The 19,515-nt window shown below is 68.7% G+C and carries 18 protein-coding genes; 11 read left to right on the forward strand and 7 right to left on the reverse strand.

Annotation, left to right across the window (positions count from 1 at the left end; all coding sequences use genetic code 11):
* Positions 1 to 5 precede the first annotated feature (5 nt).
* Positions 6 to 1,637: an alpha-D-glucose phosphate-specific phosphoglucomutase gene (locus F3H32_RS00120; RefSeq protein ID WP_149763307.1), complete on the forward strand. Its 1,632-nt coding sequence runs from the start codon at positions 6 to 8 to the stop codon at positions 1,635 to 1,637.
* Positions 1,638 to 1,673: 36 nt separating this feature from the next.
* Here the strand turns inward: F3H32_RS00120 and F3H32_RS00125 are convergent, their stop codons facing one another.
* From F3H32_RS00125 to F3H32_RS00145, 5 genes are all read right to left on the reverse strand, one after another.
* A complete protein-coding gene (locus tag F3H32_RS00125; protein ID WP_115755940.1) occupies positions 1,674 to 2,012 on the reverse strand; it encodes a carboxymuconolactone decarboxylase family protein in 339 nt (112 codons plus the stop codon).
* Positions 2,013 to 2,099: 87 nt separating this feature from the next.
* On the reverse strand, positions 2,100 to 3,242 hold the full coding sequence (locus F3H32_RS00130) for an alpha-D-ribose 1-methylphosphonate 5-triphosphate diphosphatase (protein WP_149763309.1): 1,143 nt from the start codon (positions 3,240 to 3,242) through the stop codon (positions 2,100 to 2,102).
* Between the two features lie 161 nt (positions 3,243 to 3,403).
* Positions 3,404 to 4,084 carry an NAD-dependent deacylase gene (locus tag F3H32_RS00135; RefSeq protein ID WP_149763311.1) on the reverse strand — a complete coding sequence of 227 codons (681 nt, stop codon included), beginning with the start codon at positions 4,082 to 4,084 and terminating at the stop codon, positions 3,404 to 3,406.
* A gap of 8 nt (positions 4,085 to 4,092) precedes the next feature.
* On the reverse strand, positions 4,093 to 4,398 hold the full coding sequence (locus F3H32_RS00140) for a hypothetical protein (protein ID WP_149763313.1): 306 nt from the start codon (positions 4,396 to 4,398) through the stop codon (positions 4,093 to 4,095).
* Between the two features lie 168 nt (positions 4,399 to 4,566).
* Entirely contained in the window at positions 4,567 to 4,752 is a 186-nt protein-coding gene (locus F3H32_RS00145; protein WP_115755936.1) for a heavy-metal-associated domain-containing protein, read from the reverse strand.
* Between the two features lie 121 nt (positions 4,753 to 4,873).
* Here F3H32_RS00145 and F3H32_RS00150 point away from each other — a divergent pair, with 121 nt between their 5' ends.
* Positions 4,874 to 5,794, forward strand: a complete 921-nt coding sequence (locus tag F3H32_RS00150; RefSeq protein WP_223191300.1) for a DMT family transporter — start codon at positions 4,874 to 4,876, stop codon at positions 5,792 to 5,794.
* 41 nt (positions 5,795 to 5,835) lie between these two features.
* Positions 5,836 to 7,635, forward strand: a complete 1,800-nt coding sequence (gene lepA / locus F3H32_RS00155; protein WP_188128545.1) for a translation elongation factor 4 — start codon at positions 5,836 to 5,838, stop codon at positions 7,633 to 7,635.
* A gap of 107 nt (positions 7,636 to 7,742) precedes the next feature.
* On the opposite strand, the gene F3H32_RS00160 is transcribed toward lepA, so the two are convergent.
* Positions 7,743 to 8,651, reverse strand: a complete 909-nt coding sequence (locus F3H32_RS00160; RefSeq protein ID WP_149763316.1) for a LysR family transcriptional regulator — start codon at positions 8,649 to 8,651, stop codon at positions 7,743 to 7,745.
* A gap of 84 nt (positions 8,652 to 8,735) precedes the next feature.
* Here F3H32_RS00160 and F3H32_RS00165 point away from each other — a divergent pair, with 84 nt between their 5' ends.
* From F3H32_RS00165 to F3H32_RS00200, 8 genes are all read left to right on the forward strand, one after another.
* The gene (locus F3H32_RS00165) at positions 8,736 to 9,947 is read left to right on the forward strand and encodes an acyl-CoA dehydrogenase (RefSeq protein ID WP_149763732.1); all 1,212 of its coding nucleotides are present in this window, start codon (positions 8,736 to 8,738) and stop codon (positions 9,945 to 9,947) included.
* Positions 9,947 to 11,092 (forward strand): CaiB/BaiF CoA transferase family protein, encoded by a 1,146-nt coding sequence (locus F3H32_RS00170; protein ID WP_149763318.1) that lies wholly within the window; start codon positions 9,947 to 9,949, stop codon positions 11,090 to 11,092. Before F3H32_RS00165 ends, F3H32_RS00170 begins: the two co-directional genes overlap by 1 nt.
* Before the next feature lie 94 nt (positions 11,093 to 11,186).
* Positions 11,187 to 13,040, forward strand: coding sequence for a sensor histidine kinase (locus F3H32_RS00175; protein ID WP_223191301.1), 1,854 nt, complete (start codon positions 11,187 to 11,189; stop codon positions 13,038 to 13,040).
* Positions 13,037 to 14,383, forward strand: a complete 1,347-nt coding sequence (locus F3H32_RS00180; RefSeq protein ID WP_149763320.1) for a sigma-54-dependent transcriptional regulator — start codon at positions 13,037 to 13,039, stop codon at positions 14,381 to 14,383. The genes F3H32_RS00175 and F3H32_RS00180 overlap by 4 nt, the downstream gene beginning before the upstream one ends.
* A 196-nt stretch (positions 14,384 to 14,579) precedes the next feature.
* The gene (locus F3H32_RS00185) at positions 14,580 to 15,554 is read left to right on the forward strand and encodes a tripartite tricarboxylate transporter substrate-binding protein (protein ID WP_149763322.1); all 975 of its coding nucleotides are present in this window, start codon (positions 14,580 to 14,582) and stop codon (positions 15,552 to 15,554) included.
* Between the two features lie 64 nt (positions 15,555 to 15,618).
* Positions 15,619 to 16,083 (forward strand): tripartite tricarboxylate transporter TctB family protein, encoded by a 465-nt coding sequence (locus F3H32_RS00190; RefSeq protein WP_149763324.1) that lies wholly within the window; start codon positions 15,619 to 15,621, stop codon positions 16,081 to 16,083.
* A 21-nt stretch (positions 16,084 to 16,104) separates the two neighbouring features.
* A complete protein-coding gene (locus F3H32_RS00195) occupies positions 16,105 to 17,613 on the forward strand; it encodes a tripartite tricarboxylate transporter permease (RefSeq protein ID WP_149763326.1) in 1,509 nt (502 codons plus the stop codon).
* A gap of 24 nt (positions 17,614 to 17,637) precedes the next feature.
* Positions 17,638 to 18,603 carry a Bug family tripartite tricarboxylate transporter substrate binding protein gene (locus F3H32_RS00200; protein ID WP_149763327.1) on the forward strand — a complete coding sequence of 322 codons (966 nt, stop codon included), beginning with the start codon at positions 17,638 to 17,640 and terminating at the stop codon, positions 18,601 to 18,603.
* A gap of 45 nt (positions 18,604 to 18,648) precedes the next feature.
* On the opposite strand, the gene F3H32_RS00205 is transcribed toward F3H32_RS00200, so the two are convergent.
* Positions 18,649 to 19,458, reverse strand: coding sequence for a FadR/GntR family transcriptional regulator (locus F3H32_RS00205; protein ID WP_149763329.1), 810 nt, complete (start codon positions 19,456 to 19,458; stop codon positions 18,649 to 18,651).
* Positions 19,459 to 19,515: the final 57 nt, after the last annotated feature.

Consider the following 19,515-nt stretch of genomic DNA (forward strand, 5'->3'; position numbering starts at 1 on the left):
GGTCCATGACCGCACATACCGTGCCCACCAGTCCCATCGCCGGGCAAAAGCCCGGCACCTCGGGCCTGCGCAAGAAGACATCGGTCTTCATGCAGCCACATTATCTGGAAAACTTCGTCCAGGCGATCTGGAACGGCACCGGGGGTGCGGCGGGCAAGACCTATGTGCTGGGCGGCGACGGGCGCCATTTCGGCGACCGGGCGGCGCAGGTCATCTTGCGCATGGCGGCGGCCAGCGGCGCAAAAAAGGTGATCGTCGGCCAGAACGCGCTGCTTTCGACCCCCGCCGCCTCGCACCTGATCCGGCTGCGCGGGGCGGATGGCGGCATCATCATGTCCGCCAGCCACAATCCCGGCGGCCCGACCGAGGATTTCGGCGTCAAATACAACACCGCCAATGGCGGCCCCGCGCCCGAGCCCGTGACCGAGGCGATCTTTGCCGCGACCCAGGACCTGGCGGAATACCGCATCCTTGACGCGCAGGACGTGGACCTGTCCCGGCCGGGCACCACGACCCTGGGCGGCATGCAGGTCGAGGTGGTCGATCCCGTCGCCGACTACCAGGCGCTGATGGCGCGGATCTTCGATTTCGCCAAGATCCGCGCGCTGTTCGCGGACGGCTTTCGCATCCGCTTCGACGCCATGCATGCCGTGACCGGCCCCTATGCCCGCGCGATCCTGGAAGAGGCGTTGGGCGCGCCGGCGGGATCGGTGATGAATGCCGAACCCAAGCCCGATTTCGGCGGCGGCCATCCCGACCCGAACCCGATCTGGGCGCACGCGCTGATGGCGGCGATGTTCGGTCCCGATGCGCCCGATTTCGGCGCCGCCTCGGACGGGGACGGGGACCGCAACATGATCCTGGGGCGCGATTGCTATGTCACGCCTTCGGACAGCCTGGCGGTTCTGGCGGCCAATGCCGGGCTGGTCCCGGCCTATGCCGGCGGGCTGAAGGGCGTGGCGCGGTCCATGCCGACGTCGCGCGCGCTGGACCGGGTGGCGGAACGCCTGGGCATTGCCTGCTACGAGACGCCGACCGGCTGGAAGTTCTTCGGCAACCTGCTTGATGCCGGGCGCGCCACGCTGTGCGGCGAGGAAAGCGCCGGCACCGGCTCGGACCATGTGCGGGAAAAGGACGGGCTTTGGGCGGTGCTGTTCTGGCTGAACCTGCTGGCCGAGCGCCGGCAATCGGTGGCCCAGATCATGGCCGGCCATTGGGCGGAATACGGCCGCAATTATTATTCCCGCCACGATTACGAGGCGGTGGATGCCGCGGCCGCGGCCGGGCTGATGGCGGCGCTGCGCGGCCGGCTGGCCGAATTGCCGGGCCAAAGCGCCGCCGGGCTGCGGATCGAGGCGGCGGACGAATTCGCCTATGACGACCCGGTCGACGGCTCGCGCAGCGAAGGCCAGGGCCTGCGCATCCTGACCGAGGGCGGCGGGCGCATCGTGCTGCGCCTGTCGGGGACGGGGACCGAGGGGGCGACGCTGCGCGTCTATCTGGAGCGGGTCGAGACCGACCCGGCCCGGATGCAGGACGATCCGCAAGCGGCCTTGGCCCCGGTCATCGCCGCGGCCGAGGAAATCGCCGGCATCCGCGCCCGCATCGGCCGCGCCGTCCCGGACGTGATCACCTGATCGGGCCGCCCGGTCCTGCGCCCGCGGGGCCGGGCCTTAGCCCGCCGCCAACTCGTCCCAGCAGGCCATCGCCCGGCCGGCATACATCAGGCCGGGGCCACCGCTCATCTGGATCGCCATGGACAGCACGTCGCCCAGTTCCTCGCGCGTGGCGCCGGCCTTCATCAGCGCCTCGACATGGAACAGGATGCAGGGCTCGCAGCGCTGGACGATGGCCATGCCAAGCGCGATGAATTCCTTGGTCTTGCCGTCCAGGACGCCGCCGTCATGCACGGCCTTGGACAGCGCCCCAAAGCCCTTGGTGGCGTCTGGAATGGCGCGGTTCATCACCCGCAATTCGCCGCGCATCTCGTCGATCTTTGCCTTGTAGCTCATGTTCGCACTCCTTTGCTGCGGCATGGCTAGCCCGGCGGGCCGGGCCGTGGCTTGATCCAGATCAACGGGACCGCGAATTGCCTGGGCCTAGACGCGGCGGCCGCGCACCCAGGTTTCGCGCAGCACCGGCAGGTCATCGCATAGCGAAAAGCGCATCAGGTCGGCGCGCAGCCCCGGCGCGATCCGGCCGCGATCCGCAAGCCCGGCCGCTTGCGCGGGATTCGCGCCGACCGTCGCCATGGCGCGCGGCAGGTCGTCCCAGATCCGCGCCAGGATCAGCGCCCCGGCCAGAAGCGCCGCGGGCACGTAATCCGAGGACAGGATGTCCAGATGCCCGGCCCGCGCCAGCTCCGCGGCCGAGACATTGCCCGAATGGCTGCCGCCGCGGATCAGGTTCGGCGCGCCCATCATCACCATGATGCCGTGGTCGCGGCAGGCGGCCGCCGCCTCGGGCGTGGTCGGGAACTCGGCCAGCCGCACGCCATGGCCGGCCGAAAGCGCGACATGTTCGGCGGTGGTGTCGTCATGGCTGGCCAGCACCGCGCCCAGACGGTGCGCGATCTCGACCGCCGCCGCCTCGTGGCGGTCGCCGAAGCGGTCGCGCAATGCCCTGAGCCGGGCGACGTGGTCGGCGAATTCCGCGTCCGAAAGCTTGTATTTCCCCTGCACGTATTGGGCAAGCTTGCCGATGTCGCGGAACTGGCGCTGGCCGGGCGTGTGGTCCATCAGGCTGATGATGCCGACCCGGTCCTGGGGGCCGAACTCGTCCAGTTCGGCCAGCAGGGTCTGCGAGCAGATCTCGGCGCGCAGGTGCAGGAAATGGCTGATGCGCAGCACGTCGCGGGCGCGCAGGGCTGCCAGTTCATGCGCCAGTTCGCGGGCGTATTTGTCGTAATCGCCATCCGTCCCCTCGTTCGGGATCGAGCCCACGCGCATCGCGTCGAAGACCGTGGTGATGCCGCAGCCCGCCAGTTCGGCGTCATGGGCCAGGATGGCCCCGGCATGGGGCCAGTTCACGCCGGGACGGGGGCGCAGGTGGCGTTCCAGGTTGTCGGTATGCAATTCGACCATGCCGGGGGCCAGGTAATCGCCGCCCATGTCCAGTGCGCCGTCGGGCAGGCCGTCGCCCGGCTGGATCGCGGCGATCAGCCCGTCCTTTAGCACCAGCGCGCCCTGGGTCACGGTTTCGGGCAGGATCAGCCGGGCATTGGCAAGGATGGTGCGGGTCATGGCGGGCCTTGGGTTCGGGGCAAGCCCAAGGGGTGGCGGATCGCCGCCCGATGGTCAAGGCCGGTCGCGGCGGCGCGGTGGCCGGGGGGCTTTGCCCCCACGCCGGCCGGGCCGGCGCTCCCCCAGGATATTTGGCCACGAAAGAAGCCGGAACGCGATCCCTAGGGGCAAAGCCCCTGGACCCATTGCGGCACCACCTGGGTGGCGGGGCCGATGCGGTGCTGGCTGAAATCGCGGGCCGCGGCCGAGGCGGCCAGGTTCAGCTCGATGGTTTCGGCGCCGTTTCGCCGGGCATGCTGGGCGAGGCCCGCTGCCGGATAGACCTGGCCCGAAGTGCCGATGGCGGCAAAGAGTTCGGCGCTTTCCACCGCCTGCCAGATCCGTTCCATGTGATAAGGAATTTCGCCGAACCAGACGATGTCGGGCCGGGCCAGGGGCTGGCCGCAGGCCGGGCAGGGATCGGGCGGGCGCATCACCAGCGCCGCTGGCCAGCGATGCCCGCAGCCCGAGCAGAGCGCACCCAGCAGGCTGCCATGCATGTGGATCACCTCGGCCGAGCCGCCGCGTTCGTGCAGGTCGTCCACGTTCTGCGTGATCAGGGTCAGGTCGTGATGCCGGGCCAGCCGCGCCAGCGCCCGATGCGCGGCATTGGGCTGGGCGCGGGCGGCATCGGCGCGGCGCTGGTTGTAGAAGCGGTGCACCAGCGCCGGGTCGCGGTGGAACCCCTCGGGCGTGGCGACATCCTCGATGCGGTGCTCTTCCCACAGCCCATCGCTGGCGCGAAAGGTGCGGATGCCGCTTTCGGCCGAGATGCCGGCCCCGGTCAGCACGGTGATGCGCATGTCCCGGCCTAGCGCGCGCAATAAGCCTCGGCTGCGGCGGCGAAGCTTTTGTAGCGCGCCCAGAAGGCGTTGTCGGCGTCGCTTTTCGACATGCGCACCTCTTGCGCGGCATCGGCGTCGCGGAAGAAGCGCGCGGCCCGGCGCTGGTCGGCGCGTGACAGCGTCTGGTCGGCGACCTGCTGGATGCAGCGGCATGCCTGGCCGTTGCGGGCGCCGCGTTCCGAACGGACGCAGGCGGAATCGATGGGGCCGGCCATGGCAAGCGGCGTCGTCAGCACCACCGCGGCGGCGGCGATCATCAGTCGGTTGAACATTCCTGTCTCCTCGGATCCTGCCGCGGCTACGGGGCTGGGCGCCCTCTTTCGGCCGCGTTTCTTGCGCCTTGCAGGTTAACAGAACCGGGTTTGCGTCACAATTGCGCGGGTCGGCGGCCGGGCCGGGCAGGAATGGCGGCCGCGGCGAGCGCGACCGCAAGATGTGGTTCAGCCCGGCTGGGGCGTGTAGCCGGCTTCGCGAATCACCTCGGCCGCGCGGGCCGGGTCCAGCCCCTGGACCGTGACGCTGCGGCTGGCAAGATCGGTGCTGGCCCGGCCGCCGGCCTGGGCCACCGCCTTTTCGATGGCGGCGGTGCAATGGCCGCAGCTCATATCCTCGACGTGAAACTTCATCGCTGCATCCTTTCGCGGGTTCCGGCCGCGGCTTGCCCGGCCTTTTAGCCATGCCGATCTTTCGTCCGGCGTGAAACCCGCCTATGATCGCGCCAGGGCGCCGCGGGCGCAATTCCCCGACATGAGGCCGCGACGAATGGTCACCGAAAACTTCCGCGGCGCGATCCTCATGGTGCTGTCCATGGCGCTTTTTGCGCTGGAGGACATGTTCATCAAGCTGATGACCCTGGGCCTGCCCTATGGGCAGGTGCTTTCCATGGTCGGAGCGGCGGGCTTTCTGGCCTTCTGGGCCTCGATCCTGCTGCGCCGGCAGCGCTTCTGGACCCGCGCGCTGCTGCATCCGCTGGTGCTGCTTCGCAACCTGTGCGAGATCGTCGGCGCCATCGGCTTTACCGCGGCGCTGGCGCTGAGCGACCTGTCCTCGACCTCGGCGATCCTGCAAGCACTGCCGTTGTTCATCGTGCTGGGGGCGGCGCTATTTCTGGGCGAGCCGGTGGGCTGGAGGCGTTGCAGCGCCATCGCGGTGGGCTTTGCCGGGGTGCTGCTGATCGTGCGGCCGGGGCTGGCGGCGTTCCAGCCGGTTTCGCTGATGGCGCTGGCCGCGGTGGTGGCGCTGGCGGTGCGCGACCTGGCCACGCGCCGCATTCCGCCCGGCATCCGTTCGGACCAGATCGCCGGCTCGGCCTTTCTGGCGATCCTTCTGGGCGGGCTGGCCACCTGGGTTGCGACGGGCCAGCCTGCCGTCAGGCCGGGGGCGGTGCAGCTTGGCCAACTGGCCGGGGGCATGGTGGTGGGCGTCGGCGGCTATGTGCTGCTGGTCGCGGCGACCCGCGTCGGCGATGCCGTCGCCGTGGCGCCCTATCGCTATGCGCGCCTGGTCTTTGCGCTGATCGTGGCTTTCCTGGTCTTTGACGAGCGGCCGGACCTGCCCACGCTGGCGGGCGCGGCGCTGATCGTCGCCTCGGGCTGCTATGCCATGTGGCGCGAGGCGGTGCTGCGCCGTCGCCGGCTGCGCGAGGCCGGTTTCGCCACCGCCTCATGAACCCTCTTCCCGCGCGGCCCGCGCCCTTGTATAGCGCGGCTATGACCGACCTTGAGCTCATCCGCAATTTCTCGATCGTGGCCCATATCGACCACGGCAAATCAACCCTGGCCGACCGGCTGATCCAGATGACGGGCACGGTCGCCGAACGCGACATGAAGGCCCAGCTGCTGGACAGCATGGATATCGAGCGCGAGCGGGGCATCACCATCAAGGCCAATACCGTGCGCATCGACTATCCGGCGCGCGACGGGCGGACCTATGTGCTGAACCTGATCGACACGCCCGGCCACGTGGACTTCGCCTATGAGGTCAGCCGCTCGATGCGCGCGGTCGAAGGCTCGCTTCTGGTCGTGGACGCGACGCAGGGGGTCGAGGCGCAGACCCTGGCCAATGTCTATCAGGCCATCGACGCCGGGCACGAGATCGTGCCGGTGCTGAACAAGATCGACCTGCCCGCGGCGGAACCCGACCGCGTCAAGGAACAGATCGAGGACGTGATCGGCATCGACGCCCAGGACGCCATCCAGATCTCGGCCAAGACCGGGCTTGGCATCCCCGACGTGCTGGAGGCCATCGTCGCCCGCCTGCCGGCGCCCAAGGGCGACCGGGACGCGCCGTTAAAGGCGATGCTGGTCGACAGCTGGTATGACGCCTATCTGGGCGTCGTGGTGATGATCCGCGTCATGGACGGGATGATCCGCAAGGGCGACCGCATCCGCATGATGCAGACCAATGCCGTCTACGGCATCGACAAGCTCGCCGTGCTGCGTCCGCAGATGCAGGACATCGCCGAACTGGGGCCGGGTGAGATCGGGGTCTTCACCGCCTCGATCAAGCAGGTGCGCGACACCCGCGTCGGCGACACCATCACCCATGAGCGCAAGGGCTGCGCCGCGCCGCTGCCGGGCTTCAAGCCGGCGCAGCCGGTGGTGTTCTGCGGCCTGTTCCCGGTCGATGCCAATGATTTCGACACGCTGCGCGACGCCATCGAAAAGCTGGCGCTGAACGATGCGTCCTTCAGCTATGAGATGGAGACCTCGGCCGCGCTTGGCTTTGGCTTCCGCTGCGGGTTCCTGGGGCTTTTGCACCTGGAGGTGATCCGCGACCGGCTGGAACGCGAATACGACCTGGACCTGATCACCACCGCGCCCTCGGTGGTGTTCCGGCTTTTCATGCGCGACGGCGAGATGCGCGAATTGCACAACCCCGCCGACATGCCCGACCTGACCCATGTGGACCATATCGAGGAGCCGCGGATCAAGGCCACGATCATGGTCCCGGACGAATATCTGGGCGACGTGCTGAAACTGTGCCAGGACCGGCGCGGCATCCAGATGGACCTGACCTATGCCGGCAGCCGCGCCATGGTGGTCTATGACCTGCCGCTGGCCGAGGTGGTGTTCGATTTCTACGACCGGCTGAAATCCGTGACCAAGGGCTATGCCAGCTTCGACTACCAGATCAGCGAATACCGCGAGGACTTCCTGGTCAAGATGTCGATCCTGGTCAATGACGAGCCGGTGGACGCGCTGTCGATCATGGTCCATCGCGACCGCGCCGAAAGCCGCGGCCGGGCGATGGTCGAAAAGCTCAAGGACCTGATCCCGCGCCACATGTTCAAGATCCCGATCCAGGCGGCCATCGGCGGGCGCGTCATCGCGCGCGAGACCTTGGCGGCGCTGCGCAAGGACGTGACCGCGAAATGCTATGGCGGGGATGCCACGCGCAAGAAGAAGCTTTTGGAAAAGCAAAAGGCCGGCAAGAAGAAGATGCGCCAGTTCGGCAAGGTCGAGATCCCGCAGACCGCCTTTATCCAGGCGTTGAAGATGGATAGCTGAGGGCGCCCCGGTCGGTTCCCGGCAATTGCAGCCCGGCGCTGGTTGCCTGGGCGGGGCTTGGGGCGATGAAGGCTGGTCCCGGCCTGAAAGCGGGGCCCCGGCCGCGCCTATCCCAGCCCGTCCCGCGCCATGCGGGCGGCGATCCAGTCGCGAAAGGCCGAAAGCGGCTTCAGCCCGGCCTTGCGCGCCGGCCAGGCCAGCCAATAGGCGCCGCTGCCCGGCACGCCCTGCCGCAGCACCGGCGCCAGCCGGCCCTTGGCGATCTCGACGCGGGCCAGGTAGTCGGGCAGCAGCGCGATCCCCAGTCCCGAGATTGCCGCCTGGATCATCATCGAGAACTGGTCCATCATCATGCCCTCCAGCGGCGCTGGCGGCTCGGCTCCCTGTCCCCGGAACCAGGCCTGCCAGGCGTCGGGGCGGGTCGGCAATTGCAGCAGCAGCATTCCCGCCAGGTCGGCGGGCGCCGCCACCGGCCGCCGCGCCAGCAGATCGGGGGCGGCGCAGGCGGTCAGGCGTTCATCGAACAGTTTCAGGTGGTCGGCCCCCGGCCAGTCGTCGCGGCCGTAGAAGATCATCGCGTCGAACGGTTCCTCGTCAAAGCTGAAGCGGCGAAAGCGCGTGGTCAGGTTGATCGAGACGCCGGGATGCGCCGACAGGAAATCCGGCAGTCGCGGCGCCAGCCAGCGCGTGGCAAAGGTCGGCAGCACCGCCAGGTCCAGGCTGCCGCCGTCGGGATTGGCGATCAGCGACATGCCGGCGCGCTGGATCTGGTCCAGCGCCGCGGAAATGTCGCGAAAATACCGCTCGGCGGCTTCGGTCGGGGTCAGGCGCTTCTTGTGGCGGATGAACAGGTCCTGCGCCAAATGCGCCTCCAGGCTTTGCAGCAGCCGGCTGACCGTGCTTTGCGTCAGCCCCAGATCCTGCGCCGCGCCGGTGACCGAACCCGTGCGCATCACCGCGTCAAAGGCCAGCAGCAGGCTGAGGTTCGGAAGAAAGCGCCTTTGCCGCAAGAACATTCATCCCATGCATGAAGTAATGAGGATTATCCATTTTCCGCCCCGGTTTGAAAGCGGTAATGAATGATCCGACAGCATCAGCGCATGAGGCATGACGTGACGACCCAATCGCACAAGGGCGGCCCCTTTTCCTGGTCCGACCCGTTCCTGCTTGAGGATCAACTGACCGAGGAAGAGCGGATGATCCAGGGCAGCGCCGCGGCCTTCGCCGCCGACCGGCTGGCGCCGCGCGTCGAGGCCGCCTATCTGAACGAGGAAACCGATCCCGAGATATTCCGCGAGATGGGCGCAGCCGGCCTGCTGGGCGTCACGGTGGACGAAGCCTATGGCGGCGTCGGCGCCTCTTACGTCGCCTATGGGCTGGTCGCGCGCGAGATCGAGCGCATCGATTCGGGCTATCGTTCCATGGCTTCGGTGCAAAGCTCGCTGGTGATGTTCCCGATCGAGGCCTATGGCAGCGAGGCGCAGAAGCAGAAATACCTGCCGAAACTGGCCTCGGGCGCGTTCATCGGCTGCTTCGGCCTGACCGAGCCGGATGCGGGATCCGACCCCGGCGGCATGCGCACCATGGCCCGCAAGACCCAGGGCGGCTATGTGCTGAACGGCTCCAAGATGTGGATCTCGAACGCGCCTATCGCCGATGTCTTCGTGGTCTGGGCCAAGTCCGAGGCCCACGGCGGCAAGGTGCGCGGCTTCGTGCTGGACAAGGGCATGAAGGGTCTTTCGGCGCCCAAGATCGAGGGCAAGCTGTCCTTACGCGCCTCGATCACCGGCGAGATCGTCATGGAGAATGTCGAGGTCGGCGAGGATGCGCTGTTGCCCGGTACCGAGGGCATGGGCGGCCCCTTCGGCTGCCTGAACCGCGCGCGCTACGGCATTTCCTGGGGCGCCATGGGCGCGGCCGAGGATTGCTGGTTCCGTGCCCGCCAATACGGCCTCGACCGCCAGCAGTTCAACCGCCCGCTGGCCGCGACGCAGCTTTACCAGAAAAAGCTGGCCGACATGCAGACCGAGATCGCGCTGGGGCTGCAAGCCAGCCTGCGGGTCGGGCGGCTGTTCGACCAGGGCAAGTTCGCGCCCGAGATGATTTCGATCGTCAAGCGCAACAATTGCGGCAAGGCGCTGGAGATCGCGCGCCAGGCCCGCGACATGCATGGCGGCAACGGCATCCAGATCGGCTATCACGTCATGCGGCACGCCCAGAACCTGGAGACGGTGAACACCTATGAGGGCACGCATGACGTCCATGCGCTGATCCTGGGCCGGGCGCAGACCGGCATCCAGGCGTTCGGGTGATGGATCAGCCGGCGCTGAAGGGGCTGCGCGTCGTCGAACTGGCGCGCATCCTGGCCGGGCCGTGGATCGGCCAGACCCTGGCCGACCTGGGCGCCGAGGTCATCAAGGTCGAGGCGCCCGAGGGCGACGACACCCGCCGCTGGGGCCCGCCCTTCATCGACCGGCCCCGGCCCGACGGCACGACCGAACGGGTCGCGGCCTATTTCCACGCCGCCAATCGCGGCAAGCGCTCGGTGACTTGCGACTTCAACGACCCCGCCGACCTGGCGCGGCTGCGGGCGCTGATCGACCAGGCCGACGTGGTGGTCGAGAATTTCAAGCTGGGGGGCCTGCGCAAGTTCGGGCTGGACTACGCGACGCTTTCGGCGCGCAATCCGCGACTGGTCTATGCCTCGATCACCGGCTTCGGGCAGGACGGGCCGCGCGCGGCGCAGCCGGGCTATGATTTCCTGATCCAGGGCATGTCGGGCATCATGGACCTGACCGGCGATCCGCAGGGCGAGCCGCAGAAGGTCGGCGTCGCCTGGATCGACATCTTCACCGGGCTTTACGGGGTGATCGCCGTGCAGGCCGCGCTGGCCGAGCGGGCGCGGTCGGGCCTGGGCCAGCATCTGGACCTGTCGCTTCTGGATTGCGGGGTGGCGGTGCTGGCCAACCAGGCGACGAATTACCTGCTGGGCGGGCAGGTGCCGCACCGGCTGGGCAATGCGCATCCCAATATCGTGCCCTATCAGCTTTTCCCGGCCTTGGACGGGCATCTGATCGTCGCCTGCGGCAATGACCGGCAATTCGCGGCGCTGTGCCGGGTGCTGGACCTGCCCGGCCTGGCGGAAGACCCGGATTATGCCACCAACCCCGCCCGCGTGGCGAACCGCGCGCGGCTGGTGCCGCTTTTGGCCGATGCCACGCGCCGCTTTGCCCGCTCTGCGCTGATCGCCGCGCTGGAGGGGGCGGGCGTCCCCGCCGGCCCGGTCAACGACGTGGCCGAGGCTTTGGCCGAGCCGCAGGTCCAGGCCCGCGGCCTGCGCATCGCGCCCCAGGGCATCGCCGGGCTGCGCAGCCCGCTGCGCTTTTCGCGCAGCCCGCTGGTGACGGATCGCGCCGCCCCGGCGCTTGGCGACGGCGAATGGCGCTTTCCGGGTTGAATCCCGGCCCTGCCGCCATGGCCGGTTGCGCGCAGCCGGCCTTGCTGTCAGATTCCGCCGCAGGAAGAGGGTGAAGCGGGAAGGAAGTCGTGCCTTGGATGCGCCGGTTCGGATGCGCATAGACCTGCGGCCGCGCCGCTGGCTGCTGGTCTTGGCCTGCATGGCCGGCGTGGCGGCGGTCCTGTGGCTGGGCGCGCAGTTGGCGCATCAGCATTCCTTTCGCCAGGGGCAGGCCCGCGCCACGACCGCGCTGCGGCTGACGGCGAATGCGCTGACCGCCGACCTGGCGCGCTATGAGGTGGTGCCGCAGCTTGTCGCCGACCTGGACCTGATCCGAAAGCTGGCCGCCGATCCCGGCAATGCCGCGCTGCGCCGGCAGACCAATCTCTGGCTGGCCGAGCAGAACCAGGCCGTGCAGGCCTCGGACATCTACCTGATCCTGCCCGATGGCGAAACCATCGCCCATTCCGGCCATCTTGGTCCCGCCAGCTTCGTCGGGCAGAATTTCAGCTACCGGCCCTATGTCATCGACGCCATGGCGGGCGGGCAGGGGCGGTTTTACGGCATCGGCACCACCTCGGGGGTGCGGGGCTATTTCTTCTCGGCCCCGGTCGAGGACGAGGCCGGCCGCATCAGCGCCGTCGTGGCGGTCAAGATCGGCGTGGACCGGATCGAGGCCTCCTGGCGCGGCAACCAGTATCGCGTGCTGGTGACGGACCCCGAGGGCACCGCGTTTCTGTCATCCGAGCCAAGCTGGCTTTACCACGGCATCCGGCCGCTGACCCCCGAGCGGCTGGCGCGCACCGAATCCTCGCGCCGCTATGCCGGCACGCCGCTGGCCGAATTGCCGATCGAGCGGCTGGACCTGCACGGCGTGCCGGTGTTCCGCCTGCCGGCTGCGCTTGGCGCCGAGGACGCGCGCCGCCACGACTATATCGCCGTCTCCGAGGACATGCCCGGCGCGGGCTGGACCGTGCATGTGCTGCTGGACAGCGCCGAATTGCGCGCCGAGGCGCGGCTGGCGGTGCTAAGCCTGATGCTGCTGATCGCGGTCGCGGGCATCGGGCTGATGATGTGGCGCCAGCGCCGGGCGCGGATCGCCGACCGCCTGGCCGCCACCGCCGAACTGGAGCGCCGCGTGACCCGGCGCACCGCCGACCTGGCGCGGGTGAACGCCCAGCTTGAACAAGAGGTGGCCGAACGCCGCGCCACCGAGGCGGAATTGCGCGCAGCCCAGGCCAGCCTGGTCCAGGTCGGCAAGCTGGCGGCGCTGGGGCAGATGTCGGCCTCGCTCTCGCACGAGATCAACCAGCCGCTGGCGGCGGCGCGCAACTATGCCGACAGCGCCGCCATCCTGATCGAGCGCGGCGACCTGGTCCGCGCGCGCGAAAACATCGCCCAGATCCTGGCGCTGGTGGACCGCATCGCCGCCATCGGCAAGCACCTGCGCCATGCCGCGCGCAAGCCCGACGACCGGCTGGGCGCGGTGGCGCTGGCCGGGCTTCTGGACGAAACCCGCACCATCGTCGCCGCCCGGCTGGCCAGCAGCGGCGCGGTGCTGGACCTGGACGTGCCCGCCGACCTGCCGCCGCTGCGGGCCGGGCCGACGCGCCTGCAACAGGTGCTGGTGAACCTGATCACCAATGCCGCCGACGCGGCGGAGGGGGCGGCGGACCGCCGCATCACCCTGGCCGCGCGGGCCGAGGCGGGCCGCATCGCCATCCGGGTGCGCGACCGCGGCCCCGGCGTGCCCGCGGCCATCGCCGCGCGCATCTTCGACCCGTTCTATACCACCAAGGGCCTGGGGGCCGGCTTGGGTCTGGGCCTGTCGATCACCGCCAATATCGTGCGCGATTTCGGCGGCGAGATCGGCTGCCGCAACATGGACCCCGGCGCCGAATTCTGCGTGACCCTGCCCCAGGCCGGGGCGGCCGAGGTGGCGGCATGACCCCGCGCGTGCTTCTGGTCGAGGATGACGGGCAGATGCGCCGCTCGACCGCGCAGGCGCTGGAACTGGCGGGATTCGCGGTCGAGCCGCTGGCCGCCGGCGAAGAGGCGCTGGCGCTGGCCGGGCCGGGTTTCGCCGGCGTCGTGGTCAGCGACATCCGCATGCCGGGCATGGACGGCATGACGCTGATGGGCCGGCTGCACGAGGTCGATCCCGAAATCCCGGTGATCCTGGTGACGGGCCATGCCGAAGTGCCGCTGGCGGTCGAGGCGATCCGCGGCGGCGCCTATGACTTCATCGAAAAGCCCTTCGTCGTGCAGGAACTGGCCACCGTGATCCGCCGCGCCATCGACCATCGCGGCCTGGTGCTGGAAAACCGCCGCCTTCGTGCCGTCGCCGGCAAGCGCGACGATGTCGAGGCCCGGCTGCCCGGCCGCACCCAGGCCATGGTCGACCTGCGCTATCGGCTGCGCGCCATCGGCGCCTCGGACGCCGATGCGCTGGTGATCGGCCCGACCGGGGCGGGCAAAGAGGTGGTGGCGCGCACGCTGCACGACATCTCGGCCCGCGCCGGCCGGCCCTTTATCGCCATCAACTGCGCCGCCCTGCCCGAGGCGTTGATCGAATCCGAGCTGTTCGGCCACGAGGCCGGGGCCTTTCCCGGCGCGCTGCGCCCGCGCTACGGCAAGTTCGAACATGCGCGCGGCGGCACGGTGCTGCTGGATGAAATCGGCTCGATGCCGCTGGAATTGCAGGCCAAGCTGTTGCGGGTGTTGCAGGAACGCACGATCACCCGGCTGGGTTCGAACGACCCGGTGGCCCTTGACGTGCGCTTCATCGCCATCAGCAAGGTCGATCTGGAGGACATGGTCGCGCGGGGCCGCTTTCGCGAGGATCTGTTCTGGCGGCTGAACGTGGCCGTGCTGCATGTGCCGCCGCTTTCCGCCCGGCGCGAGGATATCCCGCTGCTGTTCTTGCAGCTTCTGCGCGAAGCCGCCGCGCGTCACAACCTGCCCGAGCGCGAACCGCCCGCCGCGTTCCTGTCCGGCCTGGCGGCCAGGGAATGGCCGGGCAATGTGCGCGAATTGCGCAATCTTGCCGAGCGTTTCGTCCTGGGGCTGGACGGGGCGGAGCTTGGCCCCGAACAGGGCGCCCGCCTGGCCGACCGCGTCGCCGCGTTCGAGCGCGGCCTGATCGCCGGGGCCATCGCCGCACATGGCGGCAGGCTGCGCCCGGTCTACGAGTCGCTGGGGATTTCGCGCAAGACGCTTTACGAGAAGATGCAGAAATACGGGCTCGACCGCCGCCTGATCCTGGAGGGGGCCGAGGAAGAACCCGGCTGATCGCCCGAAATGGGTGGATATCCACCCAGCCCTGGGCGGGCCATGTCACCTTTTCCACCCCTCTTGGGGTTATTGCGGCAATTTGCGCATGGGGGCCTGCGTTTTTGATTTGTATGCGCGCCGCCCGCCGCCGCAGGCTGATGGGCAGGCTGCGCCGCACAAGGCGGCGGCCACGCCGTTCTTTGGGGGAGGAAACATGGCTTATCAAAAGCTTCTGGGCGCGCTTTGCGCCACGACATTGCTGGTCGCGCCGGCATTCGCGCAGGATTTTCCGCAGCGCCAGATCACCATGGTGGTGCCGTTCTCGGCCGGGGGGCCGACCGATACGGTGGCGCGGCTGGTGGCCGAGCGGATGTCGGCTGACCTGGGCCAGCAGATCATCGTCGAGAATATCGGCGGCGCCGGCGGCACGCTGGGCGCGGGCAATGTCGCCAAGGCCGAACCCGACGGCTATACCGTGCTGTTGCACCATATCGGCATGGCGACCTCGGCCACGCTTTACCGCAACCTGGCCTATGACACGCTGAACGCCTTTGAATATGTCGGGCTGGTGACGGAAGTGCCGATGGTGGTGACGGCGCGCAAGGATTTCGAGCCGGCGGATTTCACCGCCTTCAAGGATTACGTCAAGGCCAATGCCGACACGCTGACCCTGGCCAATGCCGGCATCGGCGCGGCCAGCCACCTGTGCGGCATGCTGCTGATGCAGGCGCTGGAGGCGCCCCTGGTGACGGTTCCCTACAAGGGCACGGGCCCGGCGATGACCGACCTGCTGGGCGGGCAGACCGATATCATGTGCGACCAGACCACCAACACCACCCAGCAGATCAAGGGCGGCACCATCAAGGCCTATGCCGTGACCTCGCCCGAGCGGCTGGAGCTGTTCCCCGACCTGCCCACCGCCAAGGAAGGCGGCGTCGAGACGATGGAGTTCGGCATCTGGCACGGCATCTATGCACCCAAGGGCACGCCCGCCGACGCGACCGAGCGCCTGTCGCAGGCCCTTCAGGTCGCGCTGGCCGACGAGGGTGTGGCCAAGGCGATGGCCGATCTGGGCACGGCGCCCGAGCCTGCGGAAAACGCCACGCCCGCCGCGCTGCAAGCCAAGCTGGAATCCGAGATCGCGCGCTGGAAGCCGGTGATCGAGGCCGCGGGCATCTACGCCGACTGAACCGGCCGCCCCCCGCCGCGTCCAGGCGCGGCGGGGCCTGACCGATGCGGGAAGGGGAAAACGCATGTCCACCAAACCCAAGGACAAGACCGATATCGCCGCCGGCCTGCTTTTGATGGCGGCGGCGGGGTTTTTCGGCTGGCAGACCGTCGGGCTTGAAATCGGCACCTCGCTGCGCATGGGGCCGGGCTATTTCCCCATGGTGCTGTCGGGGGTGCTGTTCGTGCTGGGGCTGATCGTGTTCCTGCGCGCCTTTGGCCGCGAGGATGACGAGCCCTTCGGCAAGGTTGCCTGGCGGGGCATCCTGTTCATCCTGCCGGCGCCGATCTTCTTTGGCCTGACCGTGCGCGGCCTGGGCTTCGTGCCGGCGCTGTTCGTGACCACGCTGATCGCGTCGCAGGCGTCGATGCGGATGCGGCCGCTGCCGGCGCTGATCCTGGCGGTCGGGGTTACGGTGCTGTCCACGCTGATCTTCAGCTATGGGCTGGGGCTGCCGTTCCGCCGCTTCGGCCCCTGGGTCCAGTTCTAGACAACAAGAAGGGGGGGCGGCATGGAACTGCTCGGCAATCTTGCGCTTGGCTTCTCGGTCGCCTCGTCGCTGGCGAACCTGGCCTTTTGCCTGATCGGGGTGATCCTGGGGACGCTGATCGGCGTGCTGCCGGGGATCGGGGCCACGGCGACCATCGCCATGCTACTGCCCATCACCTTCCAGCTAGAGCCGGTCAGTTCGCTGATCATGCTGGCCGGGATCTATTACGGCGCGCAATATGGCGGCTCGACCACGGCGATCCTGATCAACATGCCCGGCGAAAGCTCTTCCGCGGTGACGGCGATCGACGGCTACCAGATGGCGCGCCAGGGTCGCGCCGGCACGGCGCTGGCCACGGCGGCGCTGGGATCGTTCTTTGCCGGCACCGTCGCCACCTTCCTGGTCGCGATCTTTGCCCCGCCGCTGACCACCGTGGCGCTGAAATTCGGCGCGGCCGAATATTTCAGCCTGATGGTCATGGGCCTGGTGATGTCGGTGGCGCTGGCGCATGGCTCGGTTCTCAAGGCGCTGGCGATGGTGGTGCTGGGGCTGCTTCTGGGCATGGTCGGCACCGACATCTATACCGGCACCCCGCGCTTCACCATGGGCATCACCCAATATGCCGACGGGCTGAACTTCGTCGCCGTCGCCGTGGGCGTCTTCGGCATCGCTGAGATCCTGCGCAACCTGGAGGACGAGCATGACCGCCAGGTCATGACCAAGAACATCAACCGCCTGTTCCCCACGCGCCAGGAATTCCGCCAGATGGTCGGCCCGGTGCTGCGCGGCACCGGCATCGGCTCGGTCCTGGGCATCCTGCCGGGGGGCGGCGCGATCCTGGCCAGTTTCGCCAGCTACACGATCGAGAAGAAGGTCTCGGACCGGCCCCAGGACTTTGGCAAGGGCGCGCTGGCCGGCGTCGCCGGGCCGGAAAGCGCCAACAATGCCGGGGCGCAGACCAGCTTCATCCCGCTATTGACGCTGGGCATCCCGGCCAATCCGGTCATGGCGCTGATGATCGGCGCGATGATCATCCAGGGCATCGTGCCGGGGCCGAACGTGGTCAGCGAACAGCCGGCGCTGTTCTGGGGCATCGTCGCCAGCATGTGGATCGGCAACCTGATGCTGGTGGTGCTGAACCTGCCGCTGATCGGGCTGTGGGTCAAATTGCTGAGCGTGCCCTATTACGTGCTCTTCCCGATCATCATGGCCATGTGCTCGATCGGGGTCTATTCGGTGGCCTCGAACGCCTATGACCTGTTCGCCGTCGCCTTTTTCGGGCTTCTGGGCTATGTCATGTCCAAGCTGCGCTGCGAGCCGGCGCCCTTGCTGCTGGGCTTTGTCCTTGGCCCGCTGCTGGAAGAGAACCTGCGCCGGGCCATGATCCTGTCGCGTGGCGATCCCATGACCTTCCTGACCCGCCCGATCAGCGCCACCCTGCTGGGACTGTCGCTGGTCGTGCTGGTGCTGGTCTTCCTGCCGCAGATCCGCAAGCGCCGGGACGAGGTCTTTACCGAAAGCGACGCATAAGTCATCCAGAAACGGGAGGAAACCATGACCCCATCCATCACCCGCCGGCTGCTGCTGGGCGCCGCCATGGCGCTTGGCCTGGCGGGGGCCGGCGCGGCCGATTATCCCGACCGGCCGATCACCCTGGTCATTCCCTTTGCCGCGGGCGGCTCGACCGACGTGGTCGGCCGTATCGTCGCCGACCGCATGAGCCAGGACCTGGGCCAGCAGGTGATCGTGCAGAATGTCGGCGGCGCCGGCGGCAGCCTGGGCGGCGCCCAGGTCGCCAAGGCCGAGCCGGACGGCTATACGATCCTGATGGCCACGGTCGCCACCCATGCGCTGAACCCGCTGATCCTGAAGCAGAAACCCTATGATCCGGTGGCGGATTTCGCGCCGGTCTCGCTTTTGGTGCTGGTGCCGAACGTGCTGGCGGTGAACCCGGAACTGCCGGTCAACACCGTGCAGGAGCTGATCGACCTGGCAAAGGCCGAGCCGCTGGCCTATGCCTCGTCCGGCAACGGCACGCCGCTGCACCTGTCGGGCGAGCTGTTCAAGGCCATGGCGGGCGTGGACATCACCCATATCCCCTATAAGGGCTCGGGCCCGGCGCTGACCGACGTTCTGGGCAACCAGGTGCCGATCATCTTCGACAACCTGCCTTCGGCCTCGGGGCATATCGCCTCGGGGAAACTGCGCGCGCTTGGCGTGACCACGGCGGAACGCGCCCCCAGCTTTCCCGACATCCCCGCCATTGCCGAAACCCTGCCGGGATACGAAACCTATAGCTGGAACGCGCTGTTCGCGCCCGCGGGCACCCCGCCCGAGGCGATCGAGGCGCTGAACAAGGCCGCGCTGGCCGCCATGGCCGACCCGGCGGTGGTCGAGCGGATGAACGAGTTTTCCGCCACCATCGTCGCCTCGACCCCCGAGGAACTGGCCGACCATGTCACCGCCGAGATGGCCAAATGGGAGCCGGTGGTCCGCGACGCCAATGTCAGCCTGGACTGACCGGATGCCGGGGGGCCGGGCGCCGTCCCGGCCTTTCGCTGCCGCCTAGGGGCCGGCGTCGGGCAGGGGGGGCGTGGCCCCGGCGCGGGTGCCGGCGCCGCCGCCGTTCAGCCGGCGCAGCGACAGGTCCAGCCGCGCCTCGGCCTCGCGGATCTCGCGGCTGGCCTGGCGCAGGTAGCGGATATGCTCGCCCGCCGCCTGCTGCGCCGCCGGGGCATCGCGGGCCAGGATCGCCTCGGCGATGGCGCGGTGCTGGCGGCGTAGCAATTCGCGGATGGCCGGCACCGCGAACAGTCGGCTGCGGTTCTGGATCACGTCCGAGCGCAAGACCCCCGCCATGGCCTGCATGATCTGAAGCAGGGTCAGGTTGTGGCTGGCCTCATAGATCAGCAGGTGCAGTTCGGCATCCGCCTCGGCCTCTTCCTGGGCGTCGGCGGCGGCATGGGCGCGATCCATGCGGTCCAGGCAGTCGCGGATCCGCGCCAGTTCCACCTCGGTCGCGCGCGCGGCCGCCATCGCCGCCGCCGCGCTTTCGACGATGCCGCGGAATTCCTGATAATCGTCGGCTGCCTCGGCGTGGCGGGCCAGCAAGGCGATCAGCGGATCGGTGATCGCGGCCTGGCCCAGGGGCGCCACCCGGCTGCCGCGCCCGCCGCCAGGGGCAAGCAAGCCACGTTCCTCCAGGATCCGCAGCCCGTCGCGCAGGGTCGATCGCGAGACGCTTAGCCGTTCGGCCAGTTCGCGTTCGGGCAAAAGCCGCTCACCAGGGCGCAGCGACCCTTCCAGGATCAGGGATTCCAGATGCTGGGCCACGGTCTGGGCCGCGCGTTCGGATTTCACGGAAGCATGGGTCATGGGTGGTCAGTCCGAATCTGCGGCGGTTGGCGGTGATTGTAAGCATGAAGCGGACGG

It is taken from the genome of Paracoccus thiocyanatus, from assembly GCF_900156255.1.
GTDB lineage: Bacteria > Pseudomonadota > Alphaproteobacteria > Rhodobacterales > Rhodobacteraceae > Paracoccus > Paracoccus thiocyanatus.

Coding starts and splice junctions, on each gene's coding strand:
- F3H32_RS00160 (WP_149763316.1), bottom strand. CDS start 8,651: ATGTTCTTGCGGCAAAGGCGCTTTCTTCCGAACCTCAGCCTGCTGCTG.
- F3H32_RS00205 (WP_149763329.1), bottom strand. CDS start 19,458: ATGACCCATGCTTCCGTGAAATCCGAACGCGCGGCCCAGACCGTGGCC.
- F3H32_RS00150 (WP_223191300.1), top strand. CDS start 4,874: ATGAGGCCGCGACGAATGGTCACCGAAAACTTCCGCGGCGCGATCCTC.
- F3H32_RS00180 (WP_149763320.1), top strand. CDS start 13,037: ATGACCCCGCGCGTGCTTCTGGTCGAGGATGACGGGCAGATGCGCCGC.
- F3H32_RS00185 (WP_149763322.1), top strand. CDS start 14,580: ATGGCTTATCAAAAGCTTCTGGGCGCGCTTTGCGCCACGACATTGCTG.
- F3H32_RS00145 (WP_115755936.1), bottom strand. CDS start 4,752: ATGAAGTTTCACGTCGAGGATATGAGCTGCGGCCATTGCACCGCCGCC.
- F3H32_RS00125 (WP_115755940.1), bottom strand. CDS start 2,012: ATGAGCTACAAGGCAAAGATCGACGAGATGCGCGGCGAATTGCGGGTG.
- F3H32_RS00190 (WP_149763324.1), top strand. CDS start 15,619: ATGTCCACCAAACCCAAGGACAAGACCGATATCGCCGCCGGCCTGCTT.
- F3H32_RS00130 (WP_149763309.1), bottom strand. CDS start 3,242: ATGACCCGCACCATCCTTGCCAATGCCCGGCTGATCCTGCCCGAAACC.
- F3H32_RS00140 (WP_149763313.1), bottom strand. CDS start 4,398: ATGTTCAACCGACTGATGATCGCCGCCGCCGCGGTGGTGCTGACGACG.
- F3H32_RS00165 (WP_149763732.1), top strand. CDS start 8,736: ATGAGGCATGACGTGACGACCCAATCGCACAAGGGCGGCCCCTTTTCC.
- F3H32_RS00135 (WP_149763311.1), bottom strand. CDS start 4,084: ATGCGCATCACCGTGCTGACCGGGGCCGGCATCTCGGCCGAAAGCGGC.
- F3H32_RS00195 (WP_149763326.1), top strand. CDS start 16,105: ATGGAACTGCTCGGCAATCTTGCGCTTGGCTTCTCGGTCGCCTCGTCG.
- lepA (WP_188128545.1), top strand. CDS start 5,836: ATGACCGACCTTGAGCTCATCCGCAATTTCTCGATCGTGGCCCATATC.
- F3H32_RS00120 (WP_149763307.1), top strand. CDS start 6: ATGACCGCACATACCGTGCCCACCAGTCCCATCGCCGGGCAAAAGCCC.
- F3H32_RS00200 (WP_149763327.1), top strand. CDS start 17,638: ATGACCCCATCCATCACCCGCCGGCTGCTGCTGGGCGCCGCCATGGCG.
- F3H32_RS00170 (WP_149763318.1), top strand. CDS start 9,947: ATGGATCAGCCGGCGCTGAAGGGGCTGCGCGTCGTCGAACTGGCGCGC.